We start from the raw sequence: 17,719 nt of genomic DNA on the forward strand, positions 1-17,719 counted from the left end.
CGTCAGTCCGCCTTCCGAGTGACGGTAAACCAGCAGTCCTGGTCGTAGTTTCGCAGCAGCGTGATGTCCGTGTCGGTGAGCTCTCGAAGAGTGACCCCGCCTGCGTCGAGCCGGTTGATGAGCTCGAGGAGCTCTTCCGGGGCATCGTCCGGTGCGTGCTCAAGGAGCCTCAGCAGCGTGTCGCGATCGCTACAGAATGTGAGTATGCTGGCACTGTCGACCTTGGAGCGATTCGCTTTGGTCTTCATCGACTCGTAGAGCCCAGTTGCTTCCAGCCGCTCATCGGGGCCAAGGGTGACGAACCGAGCCGGAGAGACCTCTTGGATCCGTGCGGTGGCCCACGCCTTCCAGAGCTGCCTGAGCGAAGCGCTCAGCTCGCTGGTAAATGCATCCAAGGCGCGCTTGGCATCGACGAAAGCCCGGTCGCCGGGCAGGCCACCCCGCGACTTCGATTCGAGCTTGGCCCGTGCAGCCTCGAACCCAGACACGTCCAGAGCCTGGTCAGTGCGCTCGCGCAGCAAAACCGCGGTCTGTCGCTGGATCGTCGCGGCCTGCAGCGCTGTACGCACCTCATCGATACGTCGGAGCACCCGCTCCTGGTCGTCCCGCTCCTTCTGGCTTTCAGAGATGCTGCGGGCCGTGTTCTGAAGCTCCTGAGCCTTCTCCAGAACCGTAACGCTGCTCACTTGCCTACCTCCGCACGGATACTGGCGTCGTCTACGGCCTGTTTCCATTCCCCCAAAAGACCTGCCAACTGGTCCGCGGCGTCGCTGACCGCGTTCTGGCTCTGCATCCGCGCCGCAGCCAGGGCCGTGTCCAGCAAGGAGTCGGCAATCTTCAGGTAGTCGCGCATCTCACGGAGATGTGGTGACCGCATCGGGGCCACCACGGCCAGGAGGCTTTCAGCCGACTCGCCTTGGAGGTTGGTGGCGACTTGAGACAATTCCTTCTCCAACACGGACAGAGTGTTCCAGTCGGCTTCTGCGACAGCAGCAGCCCGAATCTCCAACTCGGGCCCCTGGGGTCCTGTGATGCCCTCTGCCTTTGCCATCTGCAGGGCCGTGGACACCTGCTGGACGAGGCGGTCACCGGGGCCGCTCGACTTGGGGAAGCACGCTCGGATCTCACCGAAGAGTAGGCGGAGTTCCTGGAGTTGACCGCGCACTACGGATGCCCACCCTGAACGCAGGGGCTGGCCGGCGCCCTTGACCCATTGCGGAAGCTCCACGGCCGACAAGTCCCACTCCGCCACTGCCTCCTTCACGAGAGGAAGGGCACGGGCAGCGTCAACGACGTGGACCGTTCCCGTGGCACCCTGCCCAATTCCCAGGGAACTCAGCAACGTGTCCACGAGATTGCTGCGATGCTGCATGTGTGTATCGAGTCGGTCCATCCAAGCCTCAGTGCGCGACGATACGTCCGGCCGCGCCCACTCGTGCCCTACGTCGAATGCTGCTGTGTACAAGGCGTCGATCGGCATACCGGGAACGACGCGTCCGGCCAGTGCAGCGCCGAGCAAAGAAACACGCAACCCAGCGACCAAGTCTCTATCGGTGCGTTCCAGGCTCCGCACAACGCGCTCTCGCATAGCGGGCCTGGACTCGTCAGCGATGCTAGCGAGACGAACGATGTCCTTCCCGCGCACCCCGTCTACCACGTCCGCGGACAGTCGGAGGAGACTCTTAAAAAACTCGCCAGTCGCAGGGTTGCGCTTGAGTACGATGGGCGCCCCCGCACTCATCGCCTCTGAGCTCGCATCTTCGATTGAGACCTGGTTTGATTTAACGTTCTTCGAAACCCATCCGGACTTTTCGGTGTCGGTGATTCCTACCGGCTTTACCGGAGGCGTTAGCCAATCCTCCCTGTAAATGACCGATTTTGAAATGATGGTGCGAATGATTTTTGCCTCGTCCGTGGTGAGGCGAGAACCTGTGGCGGCCCAGTTTTCCACCACTTGAATCTTTCGCTGCAGAGCGGGCAGCTCTTTTTGAGGCGGCGGTGGGGGAGTGCTCCGATCTTTCTGCGGGATGGTGCGATCCGATTTCACCGGAGTAATTGACTTGTCGTGCAGGTCGTCAACAGCCAGGTCAGGCAGGGAAAATGCTTCGCTGATGCCCTGTTTCAGATTTACCAACCGAGTCGGAGCGTCGGCCCAAAACTCCAGCGCCGTCCGTCGGCGCTTGGCGTTCAGGGGGTCGTGCGTCTCGATATCTTCGCTGACACTGTTGGGCAATGCCTGGTCGACACCTCTGACGGTCTTGTAGTTCTCCTGGAAGAAGGCGCTTGGGAAGTCGCCCTTCCTGATCGCGCCGTACGCGTCGGTCAGGATCGGGATGATTCCGCTGCCGAGAACGTCGCGCGGTACGAAGGCGTAGGGGTTCTCATCCAGGGCCAGGCTGTGAACGACACGAGTTAGAGCCGGACGATTGAATGGATAAAGGCCGAACCCCTCGGCGGAAGCACCGAAAGAATCATGACAGAGATCCTTTACGAGACACTCATCGCACCTGTTCGGAACTGAACCGCTGCCAGCGTTCTCCAGTGCACCACGCCCAACTCTGGCGGCGTTGAGGTACCTCGCGACGAACGATGCGATGTCCTCTGTGCCGGTCTTTCCTTCTCCCAGGACGATGTCCAGGTTGTAGACGAATCCTCCGGTGGAAGCGCCGATCCTGGTGGCTGCAGTTTCCGGAAGGTCGTGGAAATAGCCACTCGTGATCGCCATGAGGGTCCGCATGGGCGCGAGGGCCGTCTGCCCTTCCCGTTCCGACGTCTCGGTGATCGCGTCGAGCAGGTCACCCTGCACACCTTGGATCAGTGCGAAGTCCTCCACCAGAAGGATGATCTCCTTACCCTGGCGGGCGTAGATCTCGCGCACCTTCTGCATTGCTCCAAGGAGTCGACCGCCTCCAAGCGTCGACAGTTCTTGAACGGCCTTGTCCCAGTGCTCGTTGAGCAACTCTACGGCCAGCAGTTGCAGTTCAGGCCTGGACATGAGGAAGCCGAAGATCTGCCGAGTAGGGGCTGCCATGTCGCCAGCAATGGCATCCGGGCTCAAGGGGAGGTCTTCCAAAGAGAAGCGGGGACGACGCTCCTCACCGGACTCCCGATCGCTCAAAAAGTGCTGGGCGAATTGGGGAATGAACTTGCCGGGCTCAAGCATCTGTTCCTGTAGAAGCGGATCTTGCAGAAGCAGCGAGATGCCTCGCGGTCCGACGAGTTGACGCTTCTTCCCCGAGACCATGTCCCTACCAAGGTCCGCCAGGGCGACGCTCAACTGGGTGATGAGACGGCGCGCCAGCGAGGCAGCGTTGAAGGTCCCGGTGACATGTCGGATGTCCTTGCGGATCTGCTCGATCTCGTCGTCCTCGACACCGTCGAGGAGGGAGTCGATCACATGCCGCAGACTCGTCTTGGACTTTTCGAGGTAGATGATCTTCCGGTCGTCGGTGAGTTGGATGTTCTCCCTGACCCAGCGAACCAGATGAGACTTGCCGGACCCTGACTCACCGACCACCGGCAGGAGCAGCGTTCTGGTGCTCGTCCGCCGGTTCAGGAAATCGTCGCGGACGTCCTCCTCCGTGACACTCTCACCCGTGCTGTTGAACGACCGGCCATTAATCCGGGAACGCTGGATGCTCAACCGAGTGTGCGTGGAGAGAAAGACGGCAGGCGAGGCAACGACCGCCTCCGTCTGGATCGTGGAGATCACGTTCTCCACGTCCCAGCAGACGTAGCGCTTGAAGTCAGACATTGGTGGCCTCCTGCCGCGTGATGGAGGAACAAAGGCGCATGGACAGGCGCTCGGGGTCCTGCAACTTGATCGGTTGCTTGGCGTCCGAATCGCTGCTCATGACGAGCCACTTCTCGTGTTCGCCTCTCATCAGGGCGAAGGAGAGTGCCGTGCCGACAGTCCGGTCGTCCGGCAGTCCATAGCCCAAATTCTCCGAGATTCCTCCACCAGGAAGGACGGGAAGGTGTTCACGCAGCAGGCGCAAGACATCCAGAGCATCCGCAGGAGCGCCTGCCGGCAGGTGCTCTTCCAGCACTTGTTGAACGGCGCGAGTGCAGTCCGGAATATAGCGTTGGGCGATGTGCGGAGCCGGGGCACCGAAGCCAAGAGATGCCGCCCAGGCCGTGAACGGTGGCCATCGCGTGGGGTTCACAAAGACCAACTCTCCATCCGGTGCGTCCTTCTGGTGCCGACTGTCCACGATGGCCCAATTGAAGGACTCCGAGAACGGATCCCGGGTCAGGCTCCAGACGAGAGCCCGCCGCAGGTCATCGGCGGTTTCGGCCGGCTGGTGCCCACGAAGGCCCAGCACGGCGGACCGCAGTGCGCGTTGGAAGGTGGCATAGCCGTCCGGACGCAGGTCTGCAAGGTCACCCGCCAACATCCAGTCCTGACCGTCGCCGCTTTCCTCGGCGAGCCCCAGCGACCGCAGGGTGGAGAGCGCGTGGTGGACAGTGGTGAGCTTCTTCGAGTCGTGGCTGTGCGGCTCGAGGAAGGTATGTAGCGTGTCATATGGAACGGGCCTGGATTGCGAGGCCAGGAAGCGTACGACGACCCAGATCTCGCCGGGATACGGCACGGGCGTGTTAAGCAATGCCATTACCTGAACTCGCTCCTCACTTGCTGGATGTTCAACGACGGGTGAGTAGTTACGAAGGGAACCCCGGGCCTGGTCGGGTCCTCTACTTGCCGCGGAAGCAGGAGATACAAAGGCTCCCCATCCTCGAGTCGGTACCGGAGGTCTTCGTCGAGGAGCGATGTCGCGTCATCAGCAACCCATGCGATCGTGGCTGTGGTGCCACTTCCCACAAGGCCGCCGTCATGATCGACGAGCACCGGATGACCTGGTGCCTGTTCCTGTATTTGTTGGGCCACTTCCTCGCGAACACCAGGGCCGGCGAAGTGGGTTACACCCGACCGTGCCAGTTTGACGAGCACGGGGACCAAGTTCTCCTTGCGTTCTGCAGGGTCTTGCCAATAGATGCTGAAGTGCGAGGTCTGCGGGTGCAAGTGGGCCAGAGGGCTGTCAGACGGGGGCCACTCGACAGTGGCCGGGTCGGGCGAGATCGGCTTGCGGTAGTAGGACGCCACCCCTCCAGGCGGAAGTCCCTGACGTCGGCAGTGAGAACATCCGCGGCAGGCTGCCATGGTGTAGTGACGCCCACCGCTGGCTCCCGTGATTGAGTAGTACTCGGCCAGGGTGTCCGCGATGCACCCTTCCTGACGCAGGACGCTCAACATCCTGTGCAGAGAGTTCCGCTGGGCATCCTTGATACCCGAGCGGATGCGGTCGTATGCGACGCGGAAGTACTCCGCATCATTGGTCCGCCCCTCCACCAATTCGATCTCGATCCGGTCTCGGGCTGTTTCGTAAAACGCGGTCATTCGCTCCTGCCAGTCCGAGGAATCTTCGTCGGACTCACGAACCGGAGGCGTGGGAGGGAAGACCCTGATCATCCCCATGCGAGCCATGAGATTGAGTAGGCGAACGTTCCAGTCCTTGTGCGTGGCGTACCCAACGGGCATCCGCGGTGGCCGCAGGGTCAAGTCGAGCAAGTACCTGTTTGCGCGGAGGTGCTGTCCTTTGGTGAACATCGCCCGCCACCGTCCCCAAGCAGTGTCTGCCATGAGGATCTTCTGCTCATTCAGTGACTGGGCTGTGCCATGGTCGCTGGGTGCCGACGCCAGGTAGGCAATCGAGGGACTCCCGTCGCGGCCACCACGCCCGACCTCCTGGTAGTAGCGGTCCACGGTCTCGGGCACGCAAGCGTGCACGACACTGCGTACATCGTCGAGGTCGACCCCCAGCCCGAAGGCGGAGGTGCCGACGACGACGTCGTACTCGGTCGCGACAGCACCATGACTCGTGTGGCCCGACCAGCCCTCGAGCGCGCGACGACGCCCAGCGTCATTGACGTTCCCGTGTACGACGGCGACCCGCTGCATCCCTGCCGTGCGCAGCGCCTCAACCCACTCGGTGGCGTGTTTCTTCTGTGTCGTGTACAGCACCATGGGTTTCGGGAGGCGCACAACAGCCCTCAGAACTGCTGCGGACCGCTCCTCTTCCGAGTCGAAGGCGTCCAAGAAGTAGGCAGGCTCGCTGCGCAGTTCGGAGGCCCAGACCACTTTGGTGTGTTCACCGGAACCGAACAGGTCCCGTAGCGTCGTCACCTGCTGCTCGGTGAGCGTGGCACTCATCGCGACTGTCCTGGGCGCACGCCCCTTGGGAGCGATCTCTCGCCAAGCCCGGTGTGGGGCAGCGAGGCTCTGGAACTCCGAGCGGAACTCGTTGCCCCACTGTTCGACGAGATGTGCCTCGTCCAGGACGACGTAGTTCAGGTGCCCGTCCTGGGCGGCATCGCGAAGGGCTTTGCTGAGCCCGGCGACCACAGCTTCCGGAGAAGCGATTACTAGTGCCTGCCGCCCGGCTGAAATGTCCGATCGCATCTGCTCCTTGGCAGCGTCGTCCAACTCTGCGAAATACGCATACCGCTTGTGCAGAGCGCCGGGATCACGCCTGCTCAGCAATTCACGGACACGTCGCTCCATGTCGATGGCCAGGACCACGGTGGGCACGACCATCAATGACACGCCACTGTTCCGGCCGGCCAGCATGGCACCGGCCAGTGCCACCGGCGTCTTGCCGTGGCCGGTGGGTAGGCAGATCAGAAGTGTCTCACCCGGCGGCATCAGGACTACCGAGCGGGCTGCTTGGCGCTGCCCCTTGGAAAGGTAGTGGTCGTAGCCGAGGACGTCCTTCCAGAACGGGTCGGCCGGCGCGGCTTCCAGGACCCGGCGCAGGACGGAGTCCTTGCCCAGGACCGCTTCACGGACCTGGGCAAGCCCTGCTTTGTGCGCCGGTCCGTCACCGTCAACCGGAGCCCATTCCTGACCTCGCAGCAGCACGCGGCTTCCATCGACCAGCACGTTGCAGCCGCCCTGTCGCCACTGATCAACGGTAGGCAGGCCCTCTCGCAAGGGCACGGACAAATGACCCGTCCGCCCCAGCGCCTGGTGGTGCAACAGGAGCTGGCGAGTCAGCGAGACAATGTCCAGCCAGCCGCTAGCGCCGTTCTGTAGCCCGGCCAGGGCGTCTCCCAAACGGCGGAGAACGCCCTTGGCCAGGATGTCCGGCTTCACCTCGGGCCACTCGTTGAGAAGGTGCTGAGCGCTCACCCATGCGTCTTCAGACATCAGTAGGCCAGTTCCAATCCGCGCCGTACCAGGCAGGCAGCCGCCACGATCCGGACAGCGGGCTGCGACAGCCCATCGGCGAGAGAAGTCAGCACCTGCGCGTCGGTGACCAGGCTTTCGGTGTCGCGAAGAAGTCGGCCGGCCGCTTGCCGAGCCTGGGCCTGCGAGTGCAGAACCGCGGAAACCTCCAGCGCCTTGTGCTGGGCGTCCTGACAGACTGCCGCGAGATCCGTGTGTTTGTGCAGAAACCCCAGTGCGGCTTGCTGTGCGTCACGAACGTACTTGGCCGCGAGTTCCTGGCCTCCGAACACCTCGAACAACTCCGAGGCACGGTGGCTGTTGTAGTTGCGGTCACCCTTGCTCTTGTCGTACGGACGATTCAGAAAGGCCAACTGGGCGTCCTTCGTCACGGGCCGGTTCGTGCCTGACTCGATCCAAACGCGTCTGATGACAGGAGGGAAGATCCGATCCGCCTGGCGGCGTAGGGCCCTTCCGGCGTCCGCACTGTCTTTGACGTGCTTCAGTGCGGCAGAGGTGTCCGCCTCGATGAGGAAATCGAAACCGAAGTACGGTTGCGGCTCCTGCCCCGGCGGCATCCCGTGGTCGATCCGCCTGAAGGCGGCACTCTGCCCGAGACTGTCGCTGAGGACGGCATCGGACAGCATGTCCACCAGAGGATTGCCAACGCGGAACAGTCGTGCGTCGCGACTGCGGAGTGCGCGCGACCGGTTGAACATCGCGTGAGCGATCTCATCGTTCGGGATTCGATCTTTGATCCGCTTCCAGTGACGGGGAGCAAGAAGCGGACGGGTCGAGCCATCGTTGATCAGAAAGCGCCAAGCCGGGGATCCCTGGATGGAACGATCGAGGGAAGGGAGCTTGATACCCCCTCCGGTGCCGTCCGTGTAGGCGAGGAGCGCCTTTTCCGTCTCGGACCAATCAAGCTCGACTTCCGTCAGCGCGGCCGGAACGCTGCGCAGGCGCTGTGTCGAAACGTGGATGGACTCCAGGAGGTCCATCTTGCGGATCTCGTCGCGTTCCTTGCCGAGCCGGGCACCCACGACCTCCCGCTGCGCTACAAGCCCTTCCGGCCCGTCCTCAACTGCACCGGTCCATACGCTGGTGACCGACTGGGCTATGGCGTCCTGCAGGGTGGAAACAGAATGGTCGAAAACCCTGTAACCATCCCCGAGAAGAGCGGCCCATGCCTCCGTGAAAGAGCCGTCTGGGCCGTTCTCCTCGGCCAGTCGGAACTGAAGCGCGGGACCAATCGTTCCAGGCAGAGCCGGCCCTGGATAGCGGTCAATGCGGCCCAGACGCTGTTCCAGTTGGTTGGGCGACCAGGGAAGCCTCAGATGGACGACACAGTCGGCTGCCTGCAGGTTCAGGCCGTCTTCGGCTGTGTCGTCGACGAGGAGTACCGCCTGCCCGGGCGTTTGGTCTGCCCAACGAGAGACCTCAGTTGCAGCCTGGGTCGCGCCCAGGGCACGAGTGTGCTCGGTGATCACTACCTTCGGGAAGTCGGGGCGCAACCGACCTGCGAGCGCGCCAGCCAGCCGGCCGGGTCCACAGAAAACGACGGTGCGCTTTGCCCTCCGTATCACAGGAAGAAACGCCCGGATGATGTGCTTCAGGTTCTCCTCGCTCGGCTCGCTCCCCGCAGGCCAGTCCCTCTCGGCCTCGGCCAGCACGGTCTGCTCGCAGGCAATCACCGGCACACCGGCGAGCAGTTCCTGCTCTCTCGGTGAGAGCCCCGCACGTTCGGAAGCATCGGCGTTGGCCGTCACCCGCCACCGCAGCGCATCGATGGCGTCGTACGGAAGCGCGAGTGCCCGCGACGTGAGAACTGCCAAGGGCATGGCGTACTGCGAGAGCTGATCGCTCATCCCCTCGTTCTCCAGATGCTCCCGCACCGAGTTCCACCAGCGCATTACGAATTCACCCCCGGCCTCTACGACCGTTGAGGGCGAGTAGAGGGCCTCGGGACGCTGGCGGCCGCGCACCTCATAGGGGAGTGCCTCGGCGTCCGGGCCACTGGCCTCTTGCAGCACCGCCTCACGCCGGTTGCGAATCATTCGGCGGTGGATCCGGTACGTCTCACTGATGTGAGCGCGCAGCTCGGTGGCCCGACGGGCGAACTCATCCTGCTGATCAGGGTTGTTCAGCTCGTCTTCCTCGTCGAGCATGTCGAGGACCTTGTCCGCGAGCTGAGCCAGACGGACGTCACTCGAGGGAACCTGTGCTCGAATTTCGTCGATGCTGTCCCGGATGACATACGTGTACTCCGGGTCCAGGGAGTAGACCGAGTTGGCCAACTCCTCGCGCATGCGGTAGCGGTCCTCGAAGTCCTGGCGCCGCTCCCACGAGTAGAGCTCTGGGTCGAGCAGGTGAAGCAGAGCGAGGTTCGTCAGGTAGCCCGACGTCACGGGGGTGGCGGACAGCAGCAGCAGCCGCTCGGCCGAGTGCGCGAGCTCGCACAACTCCTTGTAAGGCGTCTCGTCCGGACCTGCCTGCACGAGTGCGTGGGCCTCGTCCACAACGACGAGGTCGGCATGCCTATATCCAGCCCACTTCTCGGGCGTCTCGTGGCTGGTGACGACGATCGTCGCATCAGGGAAGTCCCCGATGTGGAACTTGGCTTTGAGTTCGGACAACCACTGTCGGCGAAGAGCGGCCGGCGAGACGACCACCACGCACGCATCGGGATTGTCGATGAGGATCTGGCGAATGACGTACCCGGCCTCGATCGTCTTCCCCAGGCCAACCTCATCGGCCAGCAGGTACCGCTGTACCGGGTCGGAGAGGACCGTGAGCGCGGCGTTCACCTGATGCGGAAAGATCTCCACCGTCGATGAGAGGAACGTGCTCATGTCGGCGCAGGCACCACGCTGCCGGACGAGGTTCTTAAGGACTGGGAGTCTCGCGTCTCGGTACGGCGTCGTACTGCCACCGCGGACGGTCAGATCCGCAGCGGGGTCCAACACAGGGCGATCCCACCGCACGTGAAGATGCTCCTCACGAACAGGTAGGTCGTAGTCCACATTGGGGAACCTCACGATGTAGGAACGTCGGTCGGGCTCTGCCTGTATGACTCGACCCGCGTTCCATAGCCCGTCCGGACTCCTCCACCAGATGCGCTCCTCGCGCTCCAGGATGACCCGGTGCACTAGGTGGTCCGCCACCCACTGCGACTGTGCGATCGTCGCGGCCGGCGACTCGAAGTAGTCAACGCGGACGCGCCCCCCCTCTACCTCCCCGACTTTGCCGATCCCCAGACCCCCCGATATCCGCACAAAGGTGCCGAGTTGTCTTACGCCGCTCACGTGACCCTGCTTCACGATCTTGCTCCCCGCCTGTTGTGCAGATCGCCCCTCCCCGGGGCGTAGCACCCCCGGTGCCATAGCTGCATATCCTTCACTATTTGATCACAATTCCTGTGGGTTGTTGGACCTTTGAGGATGTGTCGTTTGCAGCGACCGGATACAGTGGCACCCCACATATGTAGCGTGCAACGGATGATAGGGGAGGCAAGCTACCTCGTCATCGTTTCCGCAGGTCAGACGCCGAAGAGGGCGCTACCCCCTGCGTCGGCCGGGTGGGGCGGTTCACCCGTACTCCACGCGACCACCCTCGACTGCGCTCACTCTGCGCCCAGGGGCATTTCATCCTCGAAGTTCAGGTTTATAACCCTAATGAAGTAGTTTGCCTGACTGTGCGAGCTGTGTATGACGTCCTCCAGTGAACTCTGGCGCAGGGAAGATGTGTTCTCCACGGCACAGGGCCACTGACCGGACGGTACGGTGCCGCCACCGGCATTCCCCCCTCGACCCGTTGACGACACAACGTCTACCGCATCCCACTGACAACGGCCCCGCACGCACCACCCGACGTAAGGAACGGCAGCCGCGTGGGTACGCCTTCGCTGGCGGTGGAAGGCGGGCAGGGTTGGGAGGGAGGACCCGCCGGCCAGCTGTCGCCGCGCCCGGCGTACGGATATCTCCTGCAACGCGCATCGATCAGCGGGTGAACCGGATCTGGCCGGCGGCCTGGAGCCAGCGCCGCTCCGGCCTTGGGGTGGCGGCAGCACCCAGCGCGCGGCCTTCTCGGGCTCGCCAGCTGGAGAGCCGGCCGAGCTGTGACGGCTGGCGATGAGGAAGCCGCTCTTCGACCTGACGCTGTGCCACGCTCAGTTCTGCCAAGCAGCGCCTTGACGGGCCGCCGTCCAGCGAGGCCCCGTGCCTTTCCCGATGGGTAAGGGGCGGACAGCGAGCGCCCGCAGGCCGTGCCGCTCAGGGCACGACCACAACACGGGTGGTACCACACATGCGCGGGCCCCGTGGGGTGTGAGGTTGCACCGTTGTTGCGCCGTTGATCCTGCGGTGCCGCAGGTGGATTGCGACGGGTTCTGGACCCTGCTCGGGCCGTTTGACCTGCGGTCCTGCAGGTTGGATGAGCTTGCCGCAGTTGTAGTGAGAACGCCTACTGCGGCGTGCTGGGGGAGCGCTCCGGAAGGTGATCATGGACGCAGTTCAGGGAATACCTCCTCCCAGACGTCCTTGATGGCTCTGCTGATGAGCTTGTGGAGCACTGGCCACAGCTCACGCAGGATGTTCCGGTTGAGGAAGCGGCACAGGTCGTCACGCATGCCTTCGGCGAGCACCGTTCTGTACAGGCTCATGCGCTGGCGCGGCAGGTCGAGATCGAGGGTGCGCAGTCCGGACCACGCGATGTGCAGCGGCAGGTCCACCCTCCCGTGCTCGGGTCCGACCAACTCGTTCAGGCTGGCGGGTAGACGTCGTCGATACCTCGCTCGCAGCAACGCTGCGATGGAGCTGGGGTCGTCGTGCACAGGGTTCATCTTCCTTGGCGCGTCGGCTCTGGGTTTGCACAAGTGGGTGCGCCGGGCCTGCGCACTGCTGTTCCGCCGGCTGGGGGTGGTAGCCGGTGCGCGGGGCTCGTTGGCGGGGGAGGGCTACACACTCTACGAAGCCGCCCTTGCTGTAACTCCCCACGTGAGAGGGGTTGGTGCTCCGGTGGGGATGCGGTCGCACCCGTAGAGTGTCCTCTCAGCACAGCAGGCCAAGGGGAGAGGGCGGGGGCGGGTGGGGCAGCAGTACGTGCTCGGGGTGCACGGGATCGGGCAGGGCAAGACATCGCAGCGGGAGCTGACCAAGAGCTGGCGCGATGCTCTCGATCGCGGTGTGAAACTGCTCCACGGCGGCGCAACGCCCACGGCGGCGAGCGTGCTGGCCCGGTGCTGAAGGTGCCGCACTGGTCGGCCCTCCTGGCCGATGACGAGGGCGGGCTGAGCACGAGGGAGGCGTTCCCTGACGACCGACACCGTTCACCGCGGACGAGGAGGCGTTCGTCGTCCAGGCACTGGACGACCTGCTCACCCCGCAGGAACGCGCCTACGCCGCGCAGGTCGACCCCACGACCCTCGGACTGGTCAAGGTGCCGCCGAGCATCACCCGGCGTGCGATCGCCTACGACCGGCGCAAGCCCGGCGGCCGGGCCAGCAAACTCATTCGGTCCCTGCGCGAGGTCCATACCTACCTGACCGAACCGGACCTGGCCAGCCTGGTCCGCAAACACATCCTGGAGAGCGCCGACGCGCACACCACGGTCCTGATCGGCCACTCCCTGGGCAGCGTGATCGCCTACGACCTTCTCCGCCACGAGGAGATCGCCGCGCCCGGCACGGCGGGTGGGGCCGTGCACACCTTCGTCACCTGCGGTTCGCCCCTGGCCATCCCCACCGTCCAGCGGGGGATGGGCATCACCGACGGGCGGCTGACGCAGATCGCGCCCCGCCTGCGGTGGATCAACGTGTTCGACCCGGACGATGCCGTCACCGGCGCCGCCGGCCTGGCCCTGACGACGGACCAGGTCAGGGACGTCGAGGTCGACAACGGCCGCCTCGACCCGCATGCCGCCGTCAAGTACCTGCGTACCCTCCCCGTCGCCCGCGCCGTCACCGACACCTGGTCATGACCGACGAGCACGCCCCCGCCACCTCCGAGCGCCGCCTCCTCGTGATCGCCGTCAGCGACTACGACGACGGCACCCCGGCCAAACGCAGGGCCTTCCGCGACGGGATCGACGCCCAGGTCGCCGTCGTCGAAGACTGGTGGAACAGCCCTCGCCTGGACGACCAGCGCCGCTTCGAACCCTCCCACCCGCCCAAACCCCTGCAAAGCGTCCATGATCTGAGAACGTTCCTCATCGACGAGAACCTCATCGACGCATCCGACGACGAAGCCCTCGTCATCTACCTCACCGGCCACGGCCTGGCCCCTGCGGGACCACAGCACTTCCTCCGTCTGCCCGACACCCACACCGACCGGCCCCTGGCCACCGCGTTCCCCACAGCCGAACTCATCGCGGCAGCCCTCGACTCTCCGGCCGAGCACGTGCTGGTCATGGTCGACTCATGCTTCTCCGGCCGCCTCGCCGAAGAACTCGACCGCACCCTCAAGGCCCTGCACCCCGACCGGCACGCCCTGAGCTCGCTGGTCGTCCTGGCCGCAGGCAACGAAGACAGCACACCCCGCCTGCGCGCCTTCACCGCCGCCCTGGCGGCCGTCCACGCGCACTGCGCCGACGAAGCCAACGGATACGCCCGCTCCCACCTGAGCTGGGAAGACTTTCACACCATCCTGGACACGGTGTGGGATCCGGCGCAGATGGCCGACCTTCACGTCCTGTGGCCGCCTCGCAGCGTCAGCCGTCGCCTCGCCGCCCGTGAGCTGAGCCCCTGCCTGCCCAACCCCGGCCATACCGACACCACCCTGCTGGAAGATGCCCGCAGCCAACTCGGATGGACACGGCCCGACATCGACGACTACTGGATCACCAGGGCCAGCGGCCAGATGTCCGGTGATGCGGGCTGGTACTTCACCGGCCGCACCGCACTCGTCACCCGCATGAACGCCTTCCTCGCCGGCAGCGACAGCAAGCTCATCGTCACCGGGCAGGCCGGCACCGGCAAAAGCGCGCTGCTCGCCCGCCTGGTCACCCTCAGCGACCCGCGCTTTTGCGACAACCCCGCCTACCGCCCCTACCTGGAGGCGATCCCAGAAGAACTGCGGGTGCCCATCGGCGCCATCGACGCCGCGGTGCTGGCCCGCAACACCGACCCGCTGGAACTGTCCGCCGCGCTCTATCGGGCACTCACCGGCCAGCCCGTGTCGGCCGGCACGGACGCCTCTGAGCTGCTGCGCGGCCATGCCCGCACCACCCTGGCCCGCACCGGCCGGCCGCTCACCGTGGTCGTCGACGGCATCGACGAAGCGAGAACCCCGCATCGCATCATCACCGACGTCCTGGGCCCCCTCGCCGCCCTGCACAGCGACGGCCAAAACGCGGTCCGGCTCATCCTCGGCATCCGCAGCTCACCACCCCCCTCCCGCCACACTCTCCCGGTCAGGGACACACACGCCGAACGGGGCCTCCTCGACCTGCTCTGCCAGGCCACCCACGCAGCCGCCCCGCTGCGCACCGACGACGACAGTGCCCAAGAGGACATCGCCGTTTACACCGCAGCCCTGCTGCACGCCGAACCCGCCACGGGATCCCGGCTGGCCCACCGCAGTGACCAGCCCATTGCCGAGGTCGCCGCCGCCATCGCACAGGAGGTCACTCCTTCCTTCCTGGACGCTCGGCTGGCCGCCCAACAACTGCATGCCCGCACCTTCCTGCCCGCGCCGCCCGACTCCCGATGGCGCCGCCAACTACGCGAGGGAACCCAGGAACTGCTGCGACAGGACCTCGCGGACGTCGCCCGGCACACCCGCACCAGGCCCGAGGACCTCCTGGCCGTCCTGCGCGCCACGGCATTCGCGCTGGGCGCCGGACTGCCCTGGGCGACCGTGTGGCCGGCCGCCGTCCGCGGCCTCGAACCCGGCTGCGACACCCCGGAAGCGACCATCCGGCTGGTGCGCAACAGCCGCCTCACCGGATATCTGACGACCGCCGTCGAAGACGGCCGAGCCGTCTACCGGCCTATCCACGAACGCGTCAGCGAAACCCTGCGCACCGCCCCCCACACCCTGCTCATCGAACAGACCCTGCCCGGTTTCGACGGCACCCCCGACACCGGCAGTGTCCAGGTACACGCCCATCTGACCCAGGCTTTTGCTCGTCTCCTTGAGGCCGCACCCCAGCAGCCCCCGCACCCCTACCTACGCCGTCACCTGATCGCCCACGCCGAGGCGGGCGGTGTCCTCGACGACGCGCACATCCCCGCCTCGTTCCTGCCCTTCGAATCCCACGGCCGCATCCGCGGCGCCCTGGGACTGCCCGTCACCGCTCAGGCCGGCACCCGGCGCCTGGCCGCCTGGTCCCGCATTGAGCCGTTCCTGGCCGACGCCCCACCCGCCGCCCGGGCCGACAGCCTGGCACTGGCCGAACACGCCGGCACCGGCCAACCCCTGCCGCGCCCCGACACCCTGCCCCGGCCGCCATCACTGGGACCCCGCTGGAACCGCCTCCACCTGCCCAACAACATCCTCGCGGGCACCCCAAGCGGCATCTGCCAGCTCGTCACCTTCCGAAGTACAGACCAATCGACCATCGTGGCCGCCGGCCACGTCGACGGCTCCGTCACCATGTGGGACGCCCGCACCGGAGTCCCCTTCGGAGCACCCTTCACCAACCTCGGACCCTATGCCCGCGCCATGACCGTTCTGAGCGCAGGCCGGAGGAAAACCGCCCCGCTCCTTGTGGTGGGCAGCGATGCCGGCCTGTGGCGGTGCGACCCGGATACCGGACGCATCTGGAATATGCTCGACGGCCGCATCAGAGCCCTCACCTTGTTCACCAGCCCGCACCGGGGCACCTTGCTGGCCGTTGCGACGTCGCAGGGCGTGCTCACGATGGACCCCTACAACGGAGCCATAGTGAGCGAACGCCCTCGCACGCTTGACCGCCGTCCCGCCACCGTCCACGCCCTGGAGACCATCACCCTGCCCGACGGCCAGACGCTGCTGGCCATCGGAGAAGACGGCTCACACATCCCGCTACTGGACGCGCACACCCTCGAGAGCGTCGGCCAACTGCCCGGCATGGGCATGGGCACCTCGGCGCTGCAGGCATTCACCGACCGGCACGGCCAACCTCGTCTGGCGATCGCCTCCCGCTCCGGCAAAGGCGTGCGGATCTTCGACCCCGTCACCAGACGACCCCAGCCACACGCCCCCATCCGCCGGTCAGTAGCCTCGACGGCCCAATTCCCCGACCCCGTCTACGGCGCGTTGCTGGTACTCGGCAGCGGTGTCGACGGAAGCATCACCCTGGTCGACCCCGACGACGGAGAACAGCACTACACTCTGCCCGCCGAACACACCAAGGCCATCCGCGGTCTGGCCGTCCTGCGGGTGGGCAGGAAACCACTCGTCGTGTCCGGTTCCATGGACGGAACCATCCGGCTCTGGGATCCCGCCCGCGACGACACCCACGACAATCCGAGAGCCGACCAGCACGCAGACCATGTCACCCTCCTCCCGCGACAAGCCGGCCCGCCCCGCCTCATCAGCGGCTACGACGCGAACACCGTCATAGAGATCTCTCCCACAACCGGGCAGACGACGTCCCACCCGCACGATGGCCCCGACCTTCCCGGCCACCACATCACCGCCCTGGCCGCCCCGGAGAACGCCTCCCGCCACCGTCCCACGCCCCTTGCCGTCGGCTACAGCGACGGAAGCCTTCGCATCCTCACCGAAGGCGACCACCATGCCCTGCAGACACCGTTCGACCGCACCCGCCGCAGCCATGCCCGCACCCTGCTCTTCCTGCCGACCGTGCCGTCCCAACCCCCTGTCCTGGCCGCAGGGTTCAGCAACTCCTGTCTCGTCTACTACACCCTCGACGATGAGTACGCCCCATACAGGGACACACTGCACACCGACGGCGCCATCCGCGCCCTGGCCGCAGCACCCGCTGGCGAATCACCCCTGCTGGCGGTGGCCACCCGCACCGTCCGCCTGCTGCACCCCGGCCAACCGGCCCATGCCCGCTTGCCCCAGCGCATCGGAAGCCCGCACAGCCTGGCCTTCATCACCCTCCCCGACGCACCAGGCCCGCTCCTTGCAACCGGCGGCGCCGACGGCGTCATCAGGCTGTGGAACCCCACCACACCGCGCAGGGAAGCTCTGCCTGTTCTGCAAGGCCACCGAGGGAAAGTGACCGCCCTGACCGTCCTGCACCACCCGGCCCACTCCCAGCCCCTGCTGATCAGCGCCAGCACGGACGACACCACCATCCGGGCCTGGGACTGCCAGACCGGCGAAGAGATATTGCGACTGATCACCGCAGCACCCGTCACTTCACTCGCCGTGCTCCCGCCCGACACTCACGGTCAGGACGGCCAGGACGGCCAGCCAACCATCGTCTTCGGCAGCCCGCGAGGGCTCGCCGCATCGACCGTCCACCTGTGAACCGGGGCTTCGCCCGCCTGGTCCGCCTAAAGGTTGTGACGCCGAACCTGAAGAGGCTCAGCTGCTGGGCATT

The 17,719-nt window shown here is 65.4% G+C and carries 9 protein-coding genes; 3 read left to right on the forward strand and 6 right to left on the reverse strand.

All coding sequences use genetic code 11. The features are described 5' to 3' along the window. Positions 1–2: 2 nt before the first annotated feature. From ACFWMZ_RS08620 to ACFWMZ_RS08645, 6 genes are all read right to left on the reverse strand, one after another. Complete coding sequence (locus tag ACFWMZ_RS08620) at positions 3–686, reverse strand: hypothetical protein (protein WP_266469290.1); 684 nt, start codon at positions 684–686, stop codon at positions 3–5. Beyond that, positions 683–3,754 carry a protein DpdH gene (gene dpdH, locus ACFWMZ_RS08625; protein WP_383200295.1) on the reverse strand — a complete coding sequence of 1,024 codons (3,072 nt, stop codon included), beginning with the start codon at positions 3,752–3,754 and terminating at the stop codon, positions 683–685. Before dpdH ends, ACFWMZ_RS08620 begins: the two co-directional genes overlap by 4 nt. Next, a complete protein-coding gene (dpdG, locus tag ACFWMZ_RS08630) occupies positions 3,747–4,613 on the reverse strand; it encodes a protein DpdG (RefSeq protein ID WP_383200298.1) in 867 nt (288 codons plus the stop codon). The genes dpdH and dpdG overlap by 8 nt, the downstream gene beginning before the upstream one ends. Continuing rightward, positions 4,613–7,207: a protein DpdF gene (gene dpdF / locus ACFWMZ_RS08635; RefSeq protein ID WP_383200301.1), complete on the reverse strand. Its 2,595-nt coding sequence runs from the start codon at positions 7,205–7,207 to the stop codon at positions 4,613–4,615. The genes dpdG and dpdF overlap by 1 nt, the downstream gene beginning before the upstream one ends. Beyond that, entirely contained in the window at positions 7,207–10,608 is a 3,402-nt protein-coding gene (dpdE, locus tag ACFWMZ_RS08640) for a protein DpdE (protein WP_383200304.1), read from the reverse strand. Before dpdE ends, dpdF begins: the two co-directional genes overlap by 1 nt. Positions 10,609–11,723: 1,115 nt before the next feature. After that, complete coding sequence (locus ACFWMZ_RS08645; RefSeq protein WP_383200307.1) at positions 11,724–12,065, reverse strand: hypothetical protein; 342 nt, start codon at positions 12,063–12,065, stop codon at positions 11,724–11,726. 244 nt (positions 12,066–12,309) lie between these two features. Between ACFWMZ_RS08645 and ACFWMZ_RS08650 the strand changes: the two genes are divergently transcribed. The 3 genes from ACFWMZ_RS08650 to ACFWMZ_RS08660 all read left to right on the forward strand — a co-directional run bounded on the left by ACFWMZ_RS08650 (position 12,310) and on the right by ACFWMZ_RS08660 (position 17,646). Next, positions 12,310–12,468 (forward strand): hypothetical protein, encoded by a 159-nt coding sequence (locus tag ACFWMZ_RS08650; RefSeq protein ID WP_383200310.1) that lies wholly within the window; start codon positions 12,310–12,312, stop codon positions 12,466–12,468. Between the two features lie 193 nt (positions 12,469–12,661). After that, positions 12,662–13,201, forward strand: coding sequence for a hypothetical protein (locus ACFWMZ_RS08655; RefSeq protein WP_383200313.1), 540 nt, complete (start codon positions 12,662–12,664; stop codon positions 13,199–13,201). Further along, the gene (locus ACFWMZ_RS08660) at positions 13,198–17,646 is read left to right on the forward strand and encodes an AAA family ATPase (protein ID WP_383200316.1); all 4,449 of its coding nucleotides are present in this window, start codon (positions 13,198–13,200) and stop codon (positions 17,644–17,646) included. Before ACFWMZ_RS08655 ends, ACFWMZ_RS08660 begins: the two co-directional genes overlap by 4 nt. The last annotated feature ends 73 nt before the right edge of the window (positions 17,647–17,719 follow it).

This window comes from Streptomyces sp. NPDC058373 (genome assembly GCF_042723275.1).
Classification (GTDB): Bacteria; Actinomycetota; Actinomycetes; order Streptomycetales; family Streptomycetaceae; genus Streptomyces.